This is a genomic window from Vreelandella maris (genome assembly GCF_013371085.1).
Taxonomy (GTDB): domain Bacteria; phylum Pseudomonadota; class Gammaproteobacteria; order Pseudomonadales; family Halomonadaceae; genus Vreelandella; species Vreelandella maris.
Genome location: NZ_JABWCV010000033.1, coordinates 17705 through 34999, shown reverse-complemented (window position 1 = coordinate 34999; position 17295 = coordinate 17705). Strand labels below are relative to the sequence as shown.

The window sequence follows — 17295 nt, the reverse complement described above, 5'->3', positions numbered from 1 at the left end:
GGTTACGGACTGCCGGACTTCGCAGAGGAACTCAACTACGGAGTCGATCTATCAACCATCTGAGGGTGGTATCAGATTGATGGGGTGAAGGTGCCCCATCAACCATTAAATCCGTATACCCTTTTAAATTCAGCTTCATTTCAAAAACCACAGCTAATATAAACAAATCATCAACCACTGGAGTAATTATCATGAAAGTTAACCAATTATCTTTGGAGCGCTTGTAGCCAGCATTCTTTCAACACCTGTATTGGCTAACTTCGGCAATACAACCCAGGATCTGCCCCTACTTGAAAGAGGCGTCTCTTCTACACAGATTCTTGCTCAGGGGCAATCCAAACGTTTCAATATTAACATTGAACAAGCGACTACCCTACAAGTGACGAGTGAGCATTTTCCCGGCATAAGGAGCTATGGTAACCGCATTTCAGCAGTTCTTTACAATGAGTCTGGACAACGAGTAGCAGAAGCGTCCAGTCCACAAGGCCACTTCAACCTTGTCCATCAGTTGCAACCTGGGAATTATCAACTCGAAGTTACAGGAAGATCAGGGGGTGGCAGTAACGCAAATGATGATAACCGTTATAAGCTGCACGTTGTCTACTAACCTTTATTGGCAAATATGCTGAGGTTACAGAAGGTCAGCCATGAGCTGGCCTTTTTTATGAAAAATTGATACCCCGGCAGGCAAATTCAGCTTTAATTCAGGAATCTTCGCTAATTTGATATTGCCGCAATCGGCCTAAAAAAAAGACAATTCACAAAGAGGTGTCATCATGTGGAATAACAAGAAGATTCCCTTGGTCAGCATGACGGTTATGGCCTTGGCAATTGGCTCGACGTATGTTTCGGCCCTGGAAACCGAAGTGGGAGAGACCACCGTGGGGCTTTATGGCTACGTCAGGCTGAACATGGCTTACAACTTCGATCGGGATGCCGGATCGGCTAACGAAGGTTACTTTGCTGAAGCCGCAGGATCGGAAGATGAGAGAGATGTAGGGGATCAGTTTCAAGTCACCGCGACACAAAGCCGCATCGGCTTTCAGACCAGTACGCCTGTCGAGGGGAGCACGCTAGACACCGTTATCGAAGGGGACTTCTGGTCCTACAACGATGATAATACGCGCTTCAGACTACGGCATGCTTATGGGTCCTGGAATGGCATCCTTGCCGGACAGACCTGGTCGAATTACAACACCTTCGTCGCCGCCACACCCACACTGGATTTCTTCGGCACGGCGGGAAGCAATGGCTATGGGACGCGCCTGGCCCAGTTGCGCTACAGCATGGGAGGGTTCTCGATAGCTGCGGAGGATCCAAAGGCACAGCTGGCGGAGAACATTGATGGCTCCGTGCCAGACGAGGATTTGCTACCGGATAATGACGATGCCGTATCATCGATACCCGCACTGAGCCTGCGCTATGAAAATAGCATGGGTGAGTTTTCCTACTCCATCGCCGGCATCGCCCGACAGCTGAAGTACGATACCGGCAGCGAGAAGGATACGGAAATGGGCTATGGGGCCTTCGCCGCAGGCGCCTATCATGCTGGGCCGGTGACCTTGAGAGCAATCGTGAACGCCAGCGAGGGGGCGAATAGTTACCTCTATCTGTCTGGCGATTACTTTAACGGTGCCGATGCCTACGTTGATACCAACGGCAAACTGCAAACGCTATCTGGCGACGGCGGAGCCGTTGGGCTTTCTTATCAAATATCGCCGCAGTATTCATTGAACGCGTCTCATGGCTATACCGATGTCGATTTAGGCGACACTACCGTGGGTGGAAATGCAGGTAGAAAGAACAAGAATACATTTCTTAATCTGATGTGGACTCCCAACGAGCGTTTGATGTATGGAATTGAGTACGGCTATTTCGAAACGGAGTTGACCGATGACCGTGAAGAAGATGCGAGCCGTGTGATGGTTGCCGCCCAATATAGTTTCTAGGATAGATGAGTTAGTAGTATAGCAGAGAAGCTGTTTCGATCTTTTAGCTTGGGCGTATGCCCAAGCTTTTTTATTTACACCAGGCACAGCGTATAAAAACATGAACTGGGTCATTTTTTTATACGCCCTATTAAGGGAGGATTCAGGTAAAAGCCTCACAATGGCATTGTAACAAAACAGAAAGGAAGGTTTTCATAAAGCTCAAGCTTGTATTCGATGCTGCAGCTATCGTGATGGTTATGTAAACATCCCAGTTTCAGTTGCACCGCTGACTAGGGTTCTCCGAGCATTGGTGTTTCGCCAGGTATTCCCATGGCGCCAGGTCTTCCAGTGAATCGTGGGGACGTTCATCGTTGTATTCCGTCATCCACGATTCGGTCAGTTGTCGGACTTAGGTAAGGTTCCGGAAGACATACATGTTCAGGATCTCATTCCGGTAAGTCCGATTGAACGCTCAACATACGAGTTCTGAGTCGGGGTGCCAGGTTTGATGAACTCCAGCTTGATATCGTGTTGTTCAGCCCAATCAGCCAGGGCGATCGAGATGAATTCCGGCCGTTATCCATGCGTAGTTTGGCCGGGTAGCCTCGCCAGACGATAATGCGTTCCAGGACCCTTATAACCCTCGGTGCTGGCAGGTTAGGTCAATCTCGATAGCCAATATCTCCCGGTTAAAGTCCTCCACCACGTTGAACTTCCGAAACCGGCGGCCACAGAACAGGCTGTCTCTCATGAAATCCATGGGCCAGCACTGATTAACGGTGGCTGGCACGCTCAATGGCTCCGGGTTCCGTGTCGGAAGTCATTTCTTGCCCCGTCGCCGTTTATTCAGGTTGAGTGCGCAATACAGTCAATGGACCCGCTTGTGATTCCATCCATGACCCCATCGTCGCAGCAACTTGAACAGTTTGCTGAAGCCGTAGGCGGAATAGCGCTCAGTCGCGCTTTGAAGCGCTCCAACCACTGGGTCATCCCGAGATGTGTCCGGACGATAACGGTACACAGAGCCACTGATGCCAGCGATTCGGTAAGCTCTACGGGTGCTGACACCATGTGCTTGCTTGAGGTAATCAACCAGCTCTCGTCGAACGGCTGAATTTACAGCTTTTTTTGATGACATCCTTCAGCAGCTTGTGATCCAGGCTCAGCTCAGCATACATCTGCTTCAGCCGGCGGCTTTCTTCTTCAAGTTCCTTAAGGCGCTTCACATCAGAGGCTTCCATGCCACCGTACTTGGATTTCCAATTGTAGTAGGTCGCATCGGAGATGCCGTACTCCCGGCAGACTTCCTTGACTAGGCGACCGCCCTCGACCTCTTTCAGGATTTTGACGATCTGTGCCTCGCTGTACCGTGACTTCTTCATGCCGTTCTCCGTTTGTCTCATTGTAGGCTGGAGAACTCTAATCACGCATGTACTGATTTTAGGGGATGGTTACAATTACTACTCCTGCTTTTGCAGAACTCGGCCACTCCGAGGGTCAAGATAAACTGCTAAAGGAGGAGATAACTGCGGCGACATCTTAACCAGCGCCTTTCCTCATGAGTACGAATTAAACCTCGACAGCAGCTCTATCGTAAGAATCGAAAGCGATCACTTTCCGACATCAACAGGCACTTCTTTGAGGATGAAAACACAGCTTGTGGATCTCAATCCTGACTTCAATCAATAAGCTCAGCACCTGCGGTATCCAGAGCGCCTGAGTATTCCCCCAGGAACACCTGCGCCGGTGTCCGATAGCCGAGCCGTTTTCGGGGGCGGTCATTCAGTTTGCTGACCACCTTGCGCAGCTCGCCATCGTGACCTGTCGGAAGTAGGTTCCATTGGGAAAGTACTGCCGTATCAGGCCATTCGTGTTCTCGTTGGTCCGACGCTGCCCGGAGCAGTAAGGATCACAGAAATACGTTGCTGCCGTCACGGCCTTGGACACGGCTTCATGGACGGCGAACTCCGAGCCATTATCCAGCGTGATGGTCTGGCCAGCGCCCCGACGAGGCTTCAGCAGGCGGATCATGGCCGCTTTCATCAGCTCCGCCGAGCCCCTGGGCAGCCTTGCCGCCAGCAGGTACTCGCTGCGACGCTCGACCAGCGTGACCAGGCCTGAATGCTTGTGCCCCTGGAGTACGGTGTCGCCCTCCCAATGGCCGATAAAGCGCCGGTTTTCGACCTCAGCGAGGCGGTGCTCGATGCCTATCCGGTTAGGGATCTTGCCAAGCCCTGAGCTCTTGGCCTGAGTGCGATGCTTGCTGCGACGTTTGGGCTGACGCAGATGCTGCCAGAGATCGCCGCCCTGCGCCTTGTCATCCCAGATTAAGTAATAGATCCACTGATGGCTGACACCGACGCCTGCCAGGGGCGCGATGAAGCCGCTGATCTGCTTTGGGCTCCACTCCTCATACAGCCTGCCGACAACGGCAGTGATCATGCTCGGCAGGTGCTTCGTCCACTTCCAGGCGGTACGACGCCGCTGATCACTGAGCACCTGAGCCTGCTCGGGATCGTAGCCACAAGAGGTGGCGTTACGGCGCAGCTCAAGGCTGACGGTGCTGTTATGGATGCCAAGCTCTCCGGCGATCTGCCGCTGGCTCAGGTCATGGCGGGCGTAGATCTGTTATCGTTGGATCTGGGTCAGCTATCGGTATCCCATGCTCTTCTTCACTTTGGTCGGTGAGCCGAGAAGGGTACCGGCGCTGGTCCTCCTACCTCTACCGTGCTGTCCAAAGTGCTGCGTTTATTCTATGAACCCAGGATGTTCTAACAACTCTGGTAATGGGTAACTTTTAACGTCACCAATTGGTGGCGTTTTTTTATTGTTTTTATTTTTAAATTCAGCTTCATTTCAAAAACCACAGCTAATATAAACAAGTCATCAACCACTGGAGTAATTATCATGAAAATTAAAGCAATTATTTTTGGCGCAACGGTAGCGACTATACTATCTACACCTGTCTTGGCTAGCCAAGGCAACACCTCTCAAGGCGTTCCGACGCTTGAAAGAGGCGTATCTTCTACACAGATTCTTGCTCAGGGGCAATCCAAACGTTTCAATATCAATATTGAACAAGCGACTACCCTACAAGTGACGAGTGAGCATTTTCCCGGCATAAGGAGCTATGGTAACCGCATTTCAGCAGTTCTTTACAATGAGTCTGGACAACGAGTAGCAGAAGCGTCCAGTCCACAAGGCCACTTCAACCTTGTCCATCAGTTGCAACCTGGGAATTATCAACTCGAAGTTACAGGAAGATCAGGGGGTGGCAGTAACGCAAATGATGATAACCGTTATGAGTTACATGTTGACTATTAATATATAGTCACTAATTTAAGATACAGGGCCAGCCTTTATGCTGGCCCTTTTATTTAACATATATTTTTATCATTGAAGAAACCTATTCGTAACCGTAGCTAGAATTTTAAAATAAATGAGCAGGCTATACTTGCCTTTGTGTAGCACAAAGGTTCTATATTTTTAGCAAATACCATATTCTTAGCGAAGGAAAAACAATACCAACGTCAACATCCACTGCCTCTGCACAGGTTTACCGGATGAAAACCGTCGAGCATATGTGCCCGTTCGGTTTGAAAACGGTTGATCTACTCAAGCGTAAAGGCTTCACAGTTGACGATAACTTGTTGGCCTCACGGGAAGAAATTGACGCGTTTAAAGAACAGGAAAATGCGACACAACGCCTCAAGTATATCTTGGCGATGAACGTATCGGCGGCTATGAAGAACTCCGCGAGCACCTGGGGATGAGCGTTCCTTACGCTAAGTCCATTACCTATCGTCCGGTGCTGGCGATTTTCGCCACCGCGCTATTGATCGGCTTTGCCTTTAGCTGGGCTGCCCAAGGCTCCCTGTTCACCACTCGTATGCCAGAGTACGCCGTTGCCACTGCGATGGTGCTCTTGGGTCTGCAAAAGCTTCAAGACGTAGAAAGCTTCAGCACCATGTTTCTCAACTACGATCTGCTTGCCCAGCGCCATGTCCCCTATAGCTATGTTTACCCTTACGCTGAAACGCTGGCGGGGCTACTGATGTTAGCGGGTACCCTTATCTGGCTGGCCGCGCCACTGGCGCTTTTCGTCGGTACCGTGGGACTGTGGATGCCGCTTCGAATGCTGCTCGGATGAGTAAGCCTATTTTCGCCAAACACTTGATCGGGATCATGTCTTCATTCTGCGTTGTTCAGGTTGCGTTCAGAATCGTCACCCATGCTGTAGGTAAGGTAACTTCATTCATTTCTATCCGAAACAGCGAGGGTAGTCGCTGTCGATATTGAAGAGGTAGCTTTTTTTATGGCGAAACAGGACAGAACGCCACAGTATAAAGAAGGCAGTCTTTCGCTGGTCGGTGCCGTTGCATTAGGCACAGGCGTGATGATTGGGGCTGGTATCTTTGCGTTAACCGGCCAGATGGCCGAAATGACCGGTTATCTTTTTCCTCTCGCTTTTTTGGCCGCTGCGGTGATCGTTTCTTTCAGCGCTTATTCTTACGTAAAGATGTCCAATGCCTACCCATCGGCGGGCGGCATCGGCATGTACCTTCAGAAAGCATACGGCCCAACACTCCCCACCGCTTTTCATGCGCTTTTGATGTATTTTTTTATGGTGATCGCGCAGAGCTTTCTGGCGAGAACCTTTGGCTCGTACACCTTGGAATTAGGGGATCGCTCCTTTTATGCCCCTCTATTAGGTGTTGGTTTACTACTAGCGGCCTTCTTGGTCAATTTATCCGCCAACAAGCTAATTGAGACGGTTGCCTCGGTACTCGGGTTCGTCAAAATAGGCGGTATTGTTGTGTTTGGTGTTGTCGGTGTGTTTGTTGCCGATTCTCTCGAAATGGGGGCAAGCAGCGAAGCACCTTCGCCTACAATCGCAGGTTTTTTTAGGCGCAACGGCACTGGGCATTTTAGCCTTTAAAGACTTCACGACTATTACTAACATCGGTTCGGAGCTTAAGAACCCCAAACGGAATGTCGGTAGAGCGATTATGATCTCAATTGCCTTATGCATGGTGATCTATGCGCTTGTCGGCTTTGCCGCTCCAGCAACCTTTCCTTATCAGAAATTATTGAAACACAAGATTATTCGCTGGCCGCTGCGGCTCGGCCCGCGCTTGGTGAAGCGGCGGTTGCCTTTACTGTGATACTCGCCATGCTGGCTACCGCCGGTGGGATTATCGCCAGCGTCTTTGCCGTTTCGCGCATGCTTGCGATGCTGACGGAAATGAAACTGGTACCGCACCGTCATTTTCACATGCCCGGCAGCCTGCAAAAGCACACGTTGGTATACACCATTGTATTCGGTTTGGTGCTCACGGCCTTCTTTGACCTGAGCCGTATCGCAGCACTCGGCATTATTCTTTATTTGATCATGGATATCGCTATTCACTGGGGTGTGCTGCGGCATCTTAAAGAGAGCGTGAGCGCCAACCCTATCATACTGGTCATTGCCATACTGCTGGACGCCATTGTGTTGCTGGGCTTTATTTGGGTAAAAGCCACCTCAGACCCTTTTGTTCTTATGATTGCAGGCGTAGTAATGGCGATCATTTTGCTAGGTGAGTGGATGTTCCTCGCCAAACGCGGCACATCAGACGATAGCGAGCATTCTCACCACGCTCATTAACATTAATAGCGCTATAGGAGCTATCCCATGGAAGTCAGAACGTTTGGTGATTTGATTGATTGGACGCGTCAGCTACATGAACATCTCGCTAGTTGCCTAGCCCACTGCGCCACCGAGCATGAAGAAGAGCGTGCTCAAATGCTGCTCAATTATTTAGCTGCTCACGAAGCAGAAATGCAGCGTGTTGTTGCACGCTTTGAGCAACAAGCCGACACAAAGGCATTAAAAACATATGTATATGACTATCTAGAGCATAAACCTATCCGTACGCATCGGACCTGCGATGCTCCTTACGCCGAGTTGAGTTTTGACGATATTTGTCACGAGATTTTCGACTTCCATGAGCAAGCAATCAGTCTTTATCGCAGCTTGGCTGGCAAAGCGGAAATCCCTGAGACCAAAGAGTTGGTGGATGCACTTTTGGATTTAGAAGAACACGAAGCCATGCGCCTTGTTCGCCAAACAGGACGAATGAAAGATGTCTGAAGACTATTTCGAAACAAATGAGAAATACCCTGTTTGCAGCATTGCAGACTTTCGAGAAACTGAACATCAGTTACCTTGAGGTGTATTTCTCTTTTGCTTGCCTTTTGAACTATCACTGCTTTCATTCCCACGTCGGGTTCCTCTGAATAAGGGATACTCATTTTTCTTTGAAGGTATCCCTCTGAGCTTTGTGCTCCACACCATCAATAACAACCGTTTCTGGATAGACTAGCTTATCAAAATCGAAATCCATGCAACCTCCTTACTGAGCATGCATGACAGATATTAGGCCGCCGGCTAGGTTTCCTGCCGCAGGGAGTAATGCTAGGCCGAGAACTGTTCATATTTTTTGCAGCATCTGCTTCTCCAGGTCTTTACCTGATCGTCGCTGGTCTTTTTGCGCTAAAAACACGCCGAACAGCTTTTACTCGCTGGCCAAGTCCCGAACGGGCGCACTATCAAGAAGCACTGAAGAGGCATTGCCTATTCTGTTTCGCACCTATACCAGCCTAGATACCCGGCGTTCAAACCCTGTTGAAGAGAAAAGTGTAGCTCTGCTGTAATGAGCTCTCCTGGCTCCGCTGATTCTGGTTCTTCTTCATCCGAAAACACCCTCATCGTCAACCCTTCTGCGGTGAGCATGAGGCCTTGCTTCAAGTTTTCATAATCAGGATTGTGGTCTGCTGATAACTCCACTAGACGACCATGAATCTTGGTAACTGCGCGGGCACCCTGGCCTTGATCCGTGTTGTCGATAGCGAGAATCGGCGGGCTTTCTGCGGTATACCGATAGGCGCAATACGCAGCGTCTCCCAGCACCTTTTCGATTTCGGCTTCTTGCATCGTTTGGGGATCGATCGCCGGTATATCAGGCGAGTTGACGGCCTCCTGCGCTCCAACCACTTCGGGAGACGGCCCTTGCATCATCGGATTTTCCACTCCTTCGCCAGGGGCAGGATCGCCACAACCGGCGAGAAAAGCGGTGCCCAGCGTTACTGTCGAAAGGATAAGGATCTGACGAGGGCGGTTCTGTGAAGGAATAAACATCAGTCGGCCCTCTCCAAATCGCGTATGAGATATTTCATTTCCGCAATTTCGCGACGCTGTGCCTCAATAATTTCATCGGCGAGCTTACGCACACGCGGATCGGAAATTTGTGCTCGCTCGCTGGTTAAGATCGCGATCGAATGGTGAGGAATCATTGCCTTCATATACTCGTCATCGCCCACGGTAGCCTGGCTGCGGACGAGCCATAATGCGGCGGTGAAAAGCAGAGCGCTGCCCACAAAAATGGCGATATTGATCAGTTTCTTCTGATACATATTGAGCATAAAGCTCAGCATTATCACCGCCATCACAGCGCCCATCACAAGTGCCATCCATGCTCTGGTTTCGCTCCAGAAGACATGCTCATAGGCGTACGTATTGAGATACATCACCCCGTACATAATGACCGTAGAGGTAGCGATCATCGCGCCGAAACGCCAATAAGACATGTTCATAGCGTTTCCCTTTAGTGTCCATGATCTGTTGAACTGCCCGTTTCAAAGCTTGCGTACTCATCTTCCGTCATGCCGGGTAGGCGCATGACAAACGCAGTGATGTTCCAGATTTCATCATCACTGTGAGTAGGTCCGAACGCAGGCATACCACTCATTCGTATCCCATGTTTAGCCAACCAGAATACTTCGCGGGGCTCCCATTCGGAGATGGTATCGGTCAGATGTGGCGGCTCTGGCAGCATGCCTCTAGCCCACTCACTCTGTCGAACTCCCGGGCCGCCGTGGCAATGTTGACACATCGACTTGTAGTCGGTCGCTCCGGCAGTCACCATCTCATCATTCATTGAAGGAGTCGTGATGGCTTCTGCCCTGTCTGCTACAGAATTTTTCATCGTTGTCATCAGCGTCCAGCGTACAAGGGGCTGATGGCCTTGAGTCGCCGCGATGTTGTAGGTGCCGGAATAAGCCACCCAAACGACGACAAGGAGTAAAATCAGAACGAGTATTGCAAGCCCGAAGGCTGCTCCCAGCGCTAAATGCTTAGTTTTCGGCTGCATTGCGGCACCTCGCTTGTTCCTAGAAAGGAAGCGTTGATTCACCTCTCATCACGTGATTTGTTCAGAGTAGTAAGGTTTTACTGGCATGCCAAATTTAAACAATAAGATGGTCTGTTTTGCTGAACTTGTCTGAGCGAGCGTCTACCCAGGCTGCCGATCAGTGCCAGGCCGCTCCGTAAGACTATGGTTGGAACGCCACGCCTTATGTCAGATCGGCTCAATGAGTATGGGTGCGAATCCGCCCCCCGGTGTACGAAAATTCGTGGTTTGGCCTTGGTACAGGCGTGCCGCAGCCAGAATCAGATTGCCACGATAGGTATATAGCCGTACGTCTACCTTGAGCATTTCCCGCTCGCCATCGACCAGAACCAGTCGCTCCGAGGGAGGCACGTACGCCTGAGCGATATAGTCACTTTCGAGTATCTGGGAAAATGTGCGTTTGGTAAGTTTGCTGCCTCGATAAGCGCCCTTGCTGCCATAACCTGCCACTGGTTTAAAAAACCACAGCCGTCGCTGTTGCCAAAGCTCATCTGCGTTACTGGCGGCAACCCTAACGGTGCGCGGAACGCCGCAGCGAAGCAGCTCGGCGTTCTCTGGGCTCAACCCCCAATCCTGAAGAATGGAAGGATCAGACCATTCGGCTAAATTGCGCTTGTCTGCAAAGAGTGCGTGTGCGAATGGGTTTGGGGTTATGACAGCGCCTCCGTCCAGCCAAGCCGAGCGCAGTGCGGCATGCTCTGGCACCTCCAGAGCGAAGTCCACTAAGCGGTTGTAAACCATGTCGATTCGCTCGCCGCCGCTGTATAACGCACCCAACTCATATCTGAGATCAGAGGGAGAGACTATGTGGGCATCGATACCATTATCCCGAAACAGCTGCTGTGCCAGTCGGAACTCAGGATAGAGGTACTGCTCGATAGGCTGGTCATCGACGATCGCTATGCTTTTCGGTCGTCCACTGCCCCGCTGGGCGCGCCATTCACTCTCGAACTGGGCGATGACCGCAGTATCAAAGTTTTCGGCCCAGGCCACCCGAGTAGCCCCGCTGCAGCATTGCAGTTGGGCACGTGCAAGCTCAGCATTGAGGAACGCGCCCCCCGCATTGGTGTTGACTTCGATGAGAAGCGGACCCTCCCCACCGAGGTGAAAATCATAGCCCATGAAGGCGCCTACGGGGCCAGGATTGGCTCGGGCGCTCTGAGGAGCTCTGGAAAACACACGGTGATGAAAGTCGGGGAGCTTGGCCGCAGCTTCCAGAGCTCCGACAATGGCCAGCATTCGATCCAGATCTTGGCTGGGAACAAAAACCGCAACATCTGAAAAGAAGTGATGCCAGACTGAACTGGAAAGCATGTCGTTCGCATTACTTCCCAACTGATTAGCTAGACTACGAACCACTTCTGGCCGATCGAGAGTGACGCAGACGCAGTGCTGGTTCAGCTTTTTCGCCTTCGTTTGTGCTGGGGAATAATTGGTGTCTTGCAAGAGAATACCCTCCGTGTCTATATATCGCCGATCTCCAACCCATGAATATTTCGGCTGAAATCTCCATTGCATCTTGTAGTAAAGGCAAGTTGGTAGAACAGGAGGCCTATGCTTCTTAAAAATACCTGAGCTATTAATGTTCGGCTACAACTTGCTAAAAAGACGAAAGATCTCCCCCCTCTTTAGCCTGGTCAACGATAGGATAGTAAATTTCGGAGCTACGACCTCGTCAATTTACGAGTACGGGATATAGCCCATGATGCGTGTATGCCCTCACGAGCCATTGGACGCAGCAAAAAAAGCAAAGACCTGAACAGTTCGAAATAACCGAGCAAACCCCTATCTCAGTTATGGACTGGATACAGCTTGCTCAACTCAGAAATAGAGACTTCTTGTTTCCCAGCCGAATCAACAGCGCAAAGCATCTCTCCACGCGCCAATATGTCCATATTGTGAAAGCCTGGGTCACCGAAATAGGTTTAGATGCCTCAATCTATGGCACGCACATAATGCGCCGCACCAAAGCTTCGCTTATATACCGTCGCACGAAAAACTTGAGGACAGTGCAGCTGCTCCTGGGTTACACGAAGCTGGAAAGCATCGTCCGATATATTGGGATTGAAATAGATAATGCGTTGGATGTGGCAGAACAAACAGAAGTTTGATATAGACAAACGACGGCCTATTTCGGGCCGTCGTTGCCCGGCCAGAAGCGATCTTTTAGTTAAAGCTGACATAATGGCTCATCATTAGATGAAAACCTTATTCGAACACTTACATTGACCGCTTAGACAAACCCTTCAAACCCCAAATACTAGACCAAACAGTGTCTAGAATACCTGGTCCGATTCAGCTAGACCGCTCCTGTTGAGATGGCCGTTATCTACTATGCTGCTCTCAGTTGTCACATACATGCATGTTAGGAGCCTGCCATGACCGCACAATCCCGAGACAGTATCGACAATATCTGGGGTGATAGAACGCCCTACGTTGGCAAATGGCCCGATCGCCCTGATTATCAGCTTGCCGACGAGCCTGAGCGCTGGGTGCAATCGGCCTGTGTATTGTGCTCGAACGGATGTGGGTTAGACATCGGCGTCAAGGAAGGAAAAATCGTCGGCGTGCGCGGTCGCACCGATGACCGGGTCAACCGAGGTCGGCTCGGGCCGAAGGGGTTGCATGGCTGGATTGCCAACCACAGCGATAATCGGCTCACTCAGCCGTTGATTCGCCGTGACAGCGGCCAACTGGAACCGGCTAGCTGGGACGAAGCGATGGAGCTGATCGTGCGCCGCTCAAAAGAGATTTATGAGCAGTACACGGCTAATGCAATAGGCTTCTATACGTCGGGCCAGCTATTTCTGGAGGAGTACTATACCCTCGCCGTGATCGGTAAGGCTGGCCTCGGCACACCTCATATGGACGGTAATACCCGATTATGCACTGCAACCGCTGCGGCAGCGTTGAAGGAAAGCTTCGGCTCGGACGGTCAGCCGGGAAGCTATACCGATCTGGATATGACCGAGGGGATTCTTCACGTTGGCCATAACATTTCCAATACCCAGACTGTGTTGTGGATGCGGATTCTCGACCGGCTAAGTGGACCCAACCCGCCCAAGCTGGTGGTAATCGATCCGCGGCGTACAGCCACTGCGGCCAAGGCGGACGTTCACCTGGCGCCACGGGTCGGCACCAACGTGCCGCTGCTCAACGGCCTGCTCCACCTGATTATTGAAGCGGGGCATATCGACCAGGACTTCATCGACAATCACACGATGGACTTCGACAAGCTCAGGCAAACGGTGGCGAAGTATTCGCCGGAGCGTGTCGAAGAACTGACTGACGTGCCGGTAGCTGACCTGCGTGCTGCTGCCACCATTCTCGGTGAGGTTAAAAGCTTGGTCTCTACTGTCTTGCAGGGCGTCTATCAGTCTAACCAGGCAACGGCCGCTGCGGTTCAGGTCAACAACATTAACCTCATCCGTGGCCTGATCGGGAAGCCTGGCAGCGGTGTATTACAAATGAATGGCCAACCCACGGCACAGAACACGCGCGAGTGCGGTGCCGACGGCGACTTGCCGGCCTTTCGTAACTGGGAAAACCCGGACCATGTCCAGCAACTGGCGGATCTGTGGAACATAGAAAAAGAACAGCTCCCCGCCTGGAAACCGCCGACCCATGCATTGGAGATCTTCCGCTACGCGGAAAAAGGTACTTTAAAGATGCTCTGGATCTCGGCCACCAATCCCGCCGTGTCGCTGCCGGACCTACATCGAGTACGCGCGATGCTCGCTCGCAAAGATCTCTTCGTGGTGGCTCAAGATGGTTTTCATACCGAGACGACCCTTCTGGCCGATGTCGTGCTGCCGGCAGCGATCTGGGGCGAGAAAACAGGCTGCTTCACGAACGTCGACCGGACAGTGCATATTTCGCATAAGGCCATCGAGCCCCCCGGCGAGGCGCGAGCCGACCTCGATATCTGGCTTGATTATGCACGCCGCATGGATTTTCGAGACAAGGATGGCGAGCCGTTGATCAAGTGGAACACGCCCGAGGAAGCGTTTGATGCGTGGCGCGAATGTACGCGGGGCCAACTCTGCGACTACACGGGCATGAGCTATGAGAAACTAAGCGGCGGCTCCGGTATCCAGTGGCCGTGCAATGAGCAGTATCCGCACGGGCGCGAACACCTCTATTCCGACTATGTTTTCCGTACATTCTACGACACAGCGGAGAACTTCGGTCATGACCTGGACACCGGTGCGGCCGTCACGCCCAAAACGTTTAAAGCGCTGAACCCCGCTGGCCGCGCTCTTTTGAAGGGCGCCGACTACGTTGTTCCTCACGAAATAGTCGATGAGGACTATCCGTTGCACTTGACCACCGGAAGAGTGGTGTTCCAATTCCACACGCGAACCAAGACTGCCCATTCTCGCGAGCTGAACGAAGCTGCGCCGGATGCCTTTATCCAGCTTAATGGCGAAGATGCAGAGCGCCTGGGGATCGAAGAAAGAGACATGTTGCAGATTGAGAGCCGGCGCGGGTGGGCCTACGCTCCAGCGCGTATTGGTGATATCGAGCCAGGCCATGTGTTCATGCCGTTTCACTATGGCTACTGGGACAATGACGAGCGGCCTCGAGCAGTCAACGAGATGACGCTGTATGAGTGGGATCCGGTGAGCAAACAGCCGTATTTCAAGTACGCCGCGGTGCGTTTGCGAAAGATGCAACCGGGCGAGCCCTTCGAGATGGATGATCCGATGCGCGACGAGCATTTAAAGGAGGCTTCGGAGAACCCCAGGGCGCATGTGGCCGATTACCTCGGTCTGCTCGACGATAGCTCGCGCGCCACTGCTCAGGCGCTGTTCGCCGTGGCGGAAAAGCATAAAGCCGAGCCGGACATTGGCGCGATATGCAAAATGCTAGCGCGCTTCTCACAAGAGCATTCCGAAGACTTGCAACCATGCATCCAGCGCTACGGCGAAACTCAGGAAAAGGAGGCAGATAAGCTGCTTGAGGTGCTTCAGCCGAGCCACCATAAGGGCCCTCTTTCGCTACTGCGTGATTTGCATGATTGCTGGTTGCTGGCACAGGAATCGCATATATCGATCGTTGTGTTGAAGCAAGCTACGCAGGCGCTGCGCGACGACGAAATGATGGAGCTATTGCAGCGCATGTCGGAGCATAACAGTCGGCAATTGGCCTGGCTGAAGACGCGAATCAAGCAGACCGCTCCGCAAAGTCTGATAGTGCCAAGTTGATGGGCGAGGATACGAAGAATGGAAAGCCATTTGGCGGACCGGAGTGGTTCTGGTCCCCGGTCACCGCTGCATTCACGACGCTATTGATCGGGGGTGTAGCGGTCATTGCCGGTCAACCCTGGCTATTCCCCAGCCTGGGTCCGAGCATTTTCCTGCATGTGCACAAGCCCAACCTAGAGTCGGCCAGGCTTTACAACACGGTGATGGGGCATTTGATTGGCGTGGCCGCAGGCGCAGTCGGTGTTCTACTGACCGGGGCGAGCCAGGCCCCATCGGTGCTGTCGAGCCAGACCATGCCCCTGTCGCGCGTCGGTGCATCGGCCATCGCGATGGGAATTTGCCTGCTCGTTCAGCAGCTACTTAAGGCCTCGCACCCGCCGGCTGCGGCCACAGCTCTGCTGATCGCCTTAGGCGGTTTCAAGCTGGTACCTTCCGATATGCTCGCCATTGCGGTTGGGGTCGGGCTGATCGTCTTGATCGGTGAGCCGTTGCGACGCGCACGTGCTGGAATTTTGTTTGGTGATAAGCGTAATAAATAGTTTGATCTGAGCGGGTTGCGGCGGGCTCCGTGAGGCTAATAGACTGTGAACACGGAAAACTAATCGTCGATTTACAGCGGTTTCCGTCACTCAATGGAGGGTACGCCACTCGACAATCTGCGCAGCAAGGCTTTTTCTTGCGCTAGCACAGCGAAGAACTCTATCCATAGGGCAGCTTTGGCAGACGGTGACAGAAAGCTAGATACCGATACCCTGTCGATGGCTGCCTGGAAGCTCAGGCGGTTTTTTGTAGTGTTTCCTATATTCTCTTTGTAAGGATCCTGGACGGGGGGAATGACAATGCGGAGTCAAGTAGGTGAACAAGCGATGACACCTTGATGCTGGACAGCGTACGGTTACCTATATATATGAATAGCGGTTTTTTAGCGGTATGTGGAGGATTAAGCACATATCTTATTGGCAGGTGGTAAAAGCTGAACTAGCCTCAAAGATAGTGGACTTGTTGCTTGCTAAAAAAGTGGCCGCGACTCAGGAAGAGACCAGGGCAAGGAGCTTACAATGGATATAGCGAGGAACGCGCACGAATACGGCGATATTCATTTGGATATCCTCACCTTAGACGCCAAAGGTATCACCGCCAGAGAGGACGCTTTGGCCATCGAAGAGGCGTTGGAAATCCGCCTATCGGGTGCCGAACCTGTTATCACTATGCGAACACCAGGCCACGATCGAGAACTGGCCGCCGGATTAATGCTAAGCGAGGGGCTCGCGCGTACTAAGGATGACTTTGAAGTTATCGACCATCTAGTCGGGCAGCCCAATGTACTGCAAGTAGTGCTTAAGCGCTTTAATGCCATTAAGGCCGAACGCTTGGAGCGTTCATCTCTCTCTAACAGCGCCTGTGGCGTATGCGGTAAGAAAAAGCTGAATCTTGAGGCTATGCAGGGGCTGCCACCTTTAGCATTTTCCAATCAGTTGAGTCGACAACTGCTCTCTTCGTTGCCAGCAGAGCTACACAAGCATCAAACACTCTTCGAGCAAACCGGCGGGTTACACGCCGCTGCCCTGTTTGATACCAGTGGGCAACTACTGGTATTACGAGAAGATGTTGGACGTCATAATGCGGTGGACAAATTGAATGGATGGGCAGTATTGAATAATCAGCTGCCGCTTTCTGATCGCATCATGCTACTAAGTGGACGAGCTAGTTTCGAGCTCATTCAGAAATGTATCATGGCGCGGGTGTCGGTTGTATGCGCGATTTCCGCCCCCAGCAGTTATGCGGTGCGGCTGGCAAGAGAGTTCGGTATAACACTGGTAGGATTTCTGCGCGAGGGTCGTTTTAATATTTACTCAGGCTCGGAGCGGATTCTCGGACCCTCTTATGTGTTGCCCAATAGTGCCGTCAACAAACGCTCAGCCTAGT

The 17295-nt window shown here is 51.9% G+C and carries 15 protein-coding genes and 3 pseudogenes; 12 read left to right on the top strand and 6 right to left on the bottom strand.

Translation table 11 applies throughout. The features are described 5' to 3' along the window. The first annotated feature begins 776 nt into the window (after positions 1-776). Positions 777-1949: a DcaP family trimeric outer membrane transporter gene (locus tag HUO07_RS19490; protein WP_052703841.1), complete on the top strand. Its 1173-nt coding sequence runs from the start codon at positions 777-779 to the stop codon at positions 1947-1949. Between the two features lie 256 nt (positions 1950-2205). On the opposite strand, the pseudogene HUO07_RS19485 reads toward HUO07_RS19490, so the two are convergent. Both HUO07_RS19485 and HUO07_RS19480 read right to left on the bottom strand, forming a co-directional pair. Then, positions 2206-3313: pseudogene (locus HUO07_RS19485) on the bottom strand (IS3 family transposase). 296 nt (positions 3314-3609) lie between these two features. Then, positions 3610-4580 (bottom strand): annotated as a pseudogene (locus tag HUO07_RS19480) (IS30 family transposase). A 258-nt stretch (positions 4581-4838) separates the two neighbouring features. Here HUO07_RS19480 and HUO07_RS19475 point away from each other — a divergent pair. The 7 genes and pseudogenes from HUO07_RS19475 to HUO07_RS19460 all read left to right on the top strand — a co-directional run bounded on the left by HUO07_RS19475 (position 4839) and on the right by HUO07_RS19460 (position 8064). Further along, positions 4839-5255, top strand: coding sequence for a hypothetical protein (locus HUO07_RS19475; RefSeq protein ID WP_035555993.1), 417 nt, complete (start codon positions 4839-4841; stop codon positions 5253-5255). A gap of 239 nt (positions 5256-5494) precedes the next feature. Continuing rightward, positions 5495-5704 (top strand): hypothetical protein, encoded by a 210-nt coding sequence (locus HUO07_RS21895; RefSeq protein WP_235272586.1) that lies wholly within the window; start codon positions 5495-5497, stop codon positions 5702-5704. After that, a complete protein-coding gene (locus tag HUO07_RS21890) occupies positions 5701-6081 on the top strand; it encodes a MauE/DoxX family redox-associated membrane protein (RefSeq protein ID WP_235272585.1) in 381 nt (126 codons plus the stop codon). Before HUO07_RS21895 ends, HUO07_RS21890 begins: the two co-directional genes overlap by 4 nt. 165 nt (positions 6082-6246) lie before the next feature. After that, a complete protein-coding gene (locus HUO07_RS22375; RefSeq protein ID WP_338035172.1) occupies positions 6247-6870 on the top strand; it encodes an amino acid permease in 624 nt (207 codons plus the stop codon). After that, positions 6851-6958: pseudogene (locus HUO07_RS22370) on the top strand (hypothetical protein); the annotation flags it as partial. The gene HUO07_RS22375 and the pseudogene HUO07_RS22370, both read left to right, overlap by 20 nt. Next, on the top strand, positions 6958-7578 hold the full coding sequence (locus HUO07_RS22365; protein WP_338035175.1) for a hypothetical protein: 621 nt from the start codon (positions 6958-6960) through the stop codon (positions 7576-7578). The pseudogene HUO07_RS22370 and the gene HUO07_RS22365, both read left to right, overlap by 1 nt. Before the next feature lie 27 nt (positions 7579-7605). After that, a complete protein-coding gene (locus HUO07_RS19460) occupies positions 7606-8064 on the top strand; it encodes a hypothetical protein (protein WP_035555996.1) in 459 nt (152 codons plus the stop codon). A 483-nt stretch (positions 8065-8547) separates the two neighbouring features. On the opposite strand, the gene HUO07_RS19455 is transcribed toward HUO07_RS19460, so the two are convergent. From HUO07_RS19455 to HUO07_RS19440, 4 genes are all read right to left on the bottom strand, one after another. Continuing rightward, positions 8548-9111, bottom strand: a complete 564-nt coding sequence (locus tag HUO07_RS19455; RefSeq protein ID WP_035555998.1) for a hypothetical protein — start codon at positions 9109-9111, stop codon at positions 8548-8550. Continuing rightward, positions 9111-9566, bottom strand: a complete 456-nt coding sequence (locus HUO07_RS19450; protein WP_035556000.1) for a DUF305 domain-containing protein — start codon at positions 9564-9566, stop codon at positions 9111-9113. The genes HUO07_RS19455 and HUO07_RS19450 overlap by 1 nt, the downstream gene beginning before the upstream one ends. Positions 9567-9577: 11 nt before the next feature. Beyond that, positions 9578-10123 carry a c-type cytochrome gene (locus HUO07_RS19445; protein ID WP_045812310.1) on the bottom strand — a complete coding sequence of 182 codons (546 nt, stop codon included), beginning with the start codon at positions 10121-10123 and terminating at the stop codon, positions 9578-9580. A gap of 207 nt (positions 10124-10330) precedes the next feature. Next, complete coding sequence (locus HUO07_RS19440; protein WP_082072710.1) at positions 10331-11608, bottom strand: hypothetical protein; 1278 nt, start codon at positions 11606-11608, stop codon at positions 10331-10333. Between the two features lie 263 nt (positions 11609-11871). Here HUO07_RS19440 and HUO07_RS21885 point away from each other — a divergent pair, with 263 nt between their 5' ends. The 4 genes from HUO07_RS21885 to fdhD all read left to right on the top strand — a co-directional run bounded on the left by HUO07_RS21885 (position 11872) and on the right by fdhD (position 17294). Further along, on the top strand, positions 11872-12273 hold the full coding sequence (locus HUO07_RS21885; protein ID WP_167408847.1) for a tyrosine-type recombinase/integrase: 402 nt from the start codon (positions 11872-11874) through the stop codon (positions 12271-12273). A 267-nt stretch (positions 12274-12540) separates the two neighbouring features. Next, positions 12541-15369 carry a molybdopterin oxidoreductase family protein gene (locus HUO07_RS19430; protein ID WP_035556002.1) on the top strand — a complete coding sequence of 943 codons (2829 nt, stop codon included), beginning with the start codon at positions 12541-12543 and terminating at the stop codon, positions 15367-15369. Next, positions 15369-15908 carry an HPP family protein gene (locus HUO07_RS19425; RefSeq protein WP_052703838.1) on the top strand — a complete coding sequence of 180 codons (540 nt, stop codon included), beginning with the start codon at positions 15369-15371 and terminating at the stop codon, positions 15906-15908. The genes HUO07_RS19430 and HUO07_RS19425 overlap by 1 nt, the downstream gene beginning before the upstream one ends. Positions 15909-16427: 519 nt before the next feature. Further along, complete coding sequence (fdhD, locus tag HUO07_RS19420; protein WP_176304879.1) at positions 16428-17294, top strand: formate dehydrogenase accessory sulfurtransferase FdhD; 867 nt, start codon at positions 16428-16430, stop codon at positions 17292-17294. Position 17295 lies beyond the last annotated feature (1 nt).

What these genes read in the sequence shown, in the direction of transcription:
- HUO07_RS19490 (WP_052703841.1), top strand. Translation starts at nt 777, where the DNA reads ATGTGGAATAACAAGAAGATTCCCTTGGTCAGCATGACGGTTATGGCC.
- HUO07_RS19475 (WP_035555993.1), top strand. Translation starts at nt 4,839, where the DNA reads ATGAAAATTAAAGCAATTATTTTTGGCGCAACGGTAGCGACTATACTA.
- HUO07_RS21895 (WP_235272586.1), top strand. Translation starts at nt 5,495, where the DNA reads ATGAAAACCGTCGAGCATATGTGCCCGTTCGGTTTGAAAACGGTTGAT.
- HUO07_RS21890 (WP_235272585.1), top strand. Translation starts at nt 5,701, where the DNA reads ATGAGCGTTCCTTACGCTAAGTCCATTACCTATCGTCCGGTGCTGGCG.
- HUO07_RS22375 (WP_338035172.1), top strand. Translation starts at nt 6,247, where the DNA reads ATGGCGAAACAGGACAGAACGCCACAGTATAAAGAAGGCAGTCTTTCG.
- HUO07_RS22365 (WP_338035175.1), top strand. Translation starts at nt 6,958, where the DNA reads ATGCATGGTGATCTATGCGCTTGTCGGCTTTGCCGCTCCAGCAACCTT.
- HUO07_RS19460 (WP_035555996.1), top strand. Translation starts at nt 7,606, where the DNA reads ATGGAAGTCAGAACGTTTGGTGATTTGATTGATTGGACGCGTCAGCTA.
- HUO07_RS19455 (WP_035555998.1), bottom strand. Translation starts at nt 9,111, where the DNA reads ATGTTTATTCCTTCACAGAACCGCCCTCGTCAGATCCTTATCCTTTCG.
- HUO07_RS19450 (WP_035556000.1), bottom strand. Translation starts at nt 9,566, where the DNA reads ATGAACATGTCTTATTGGCGTTTCGGCGCGATGATCGCTACCTCTACG.
- HUO07_RS19445 (WP_045812310.1), bottom strand. Translation starts at nt 10,123, where the DNA reads ATGCAGCCGAAAACTAAGCATTTAGCGCTGGGAGCAGCCTTCGGGCTT.
- HUO07_RS19430 (WP_035556002.1), top strand. Translation starts at nt 12,541, where the DNA reads ATGACCGCACAATCCCGAGACAGTATCGACAATATCTGGGGTGATAGA.
- HUO07_RS19425 (WP_052703838.1), top strand. Translation starts at nt 15,369, where the DNA reads ATGGGCGAGGATACGAAGAATGGAAAGCCATTTGGCGGACCGGAGTGG.
- fdhD (WP_176304879.1), top strand. Translation starts at nt 16,428, where the DNA reads ATGGATATAGCGAGGAACGCGCACGAATACGGCGATATTCATTTGGAT.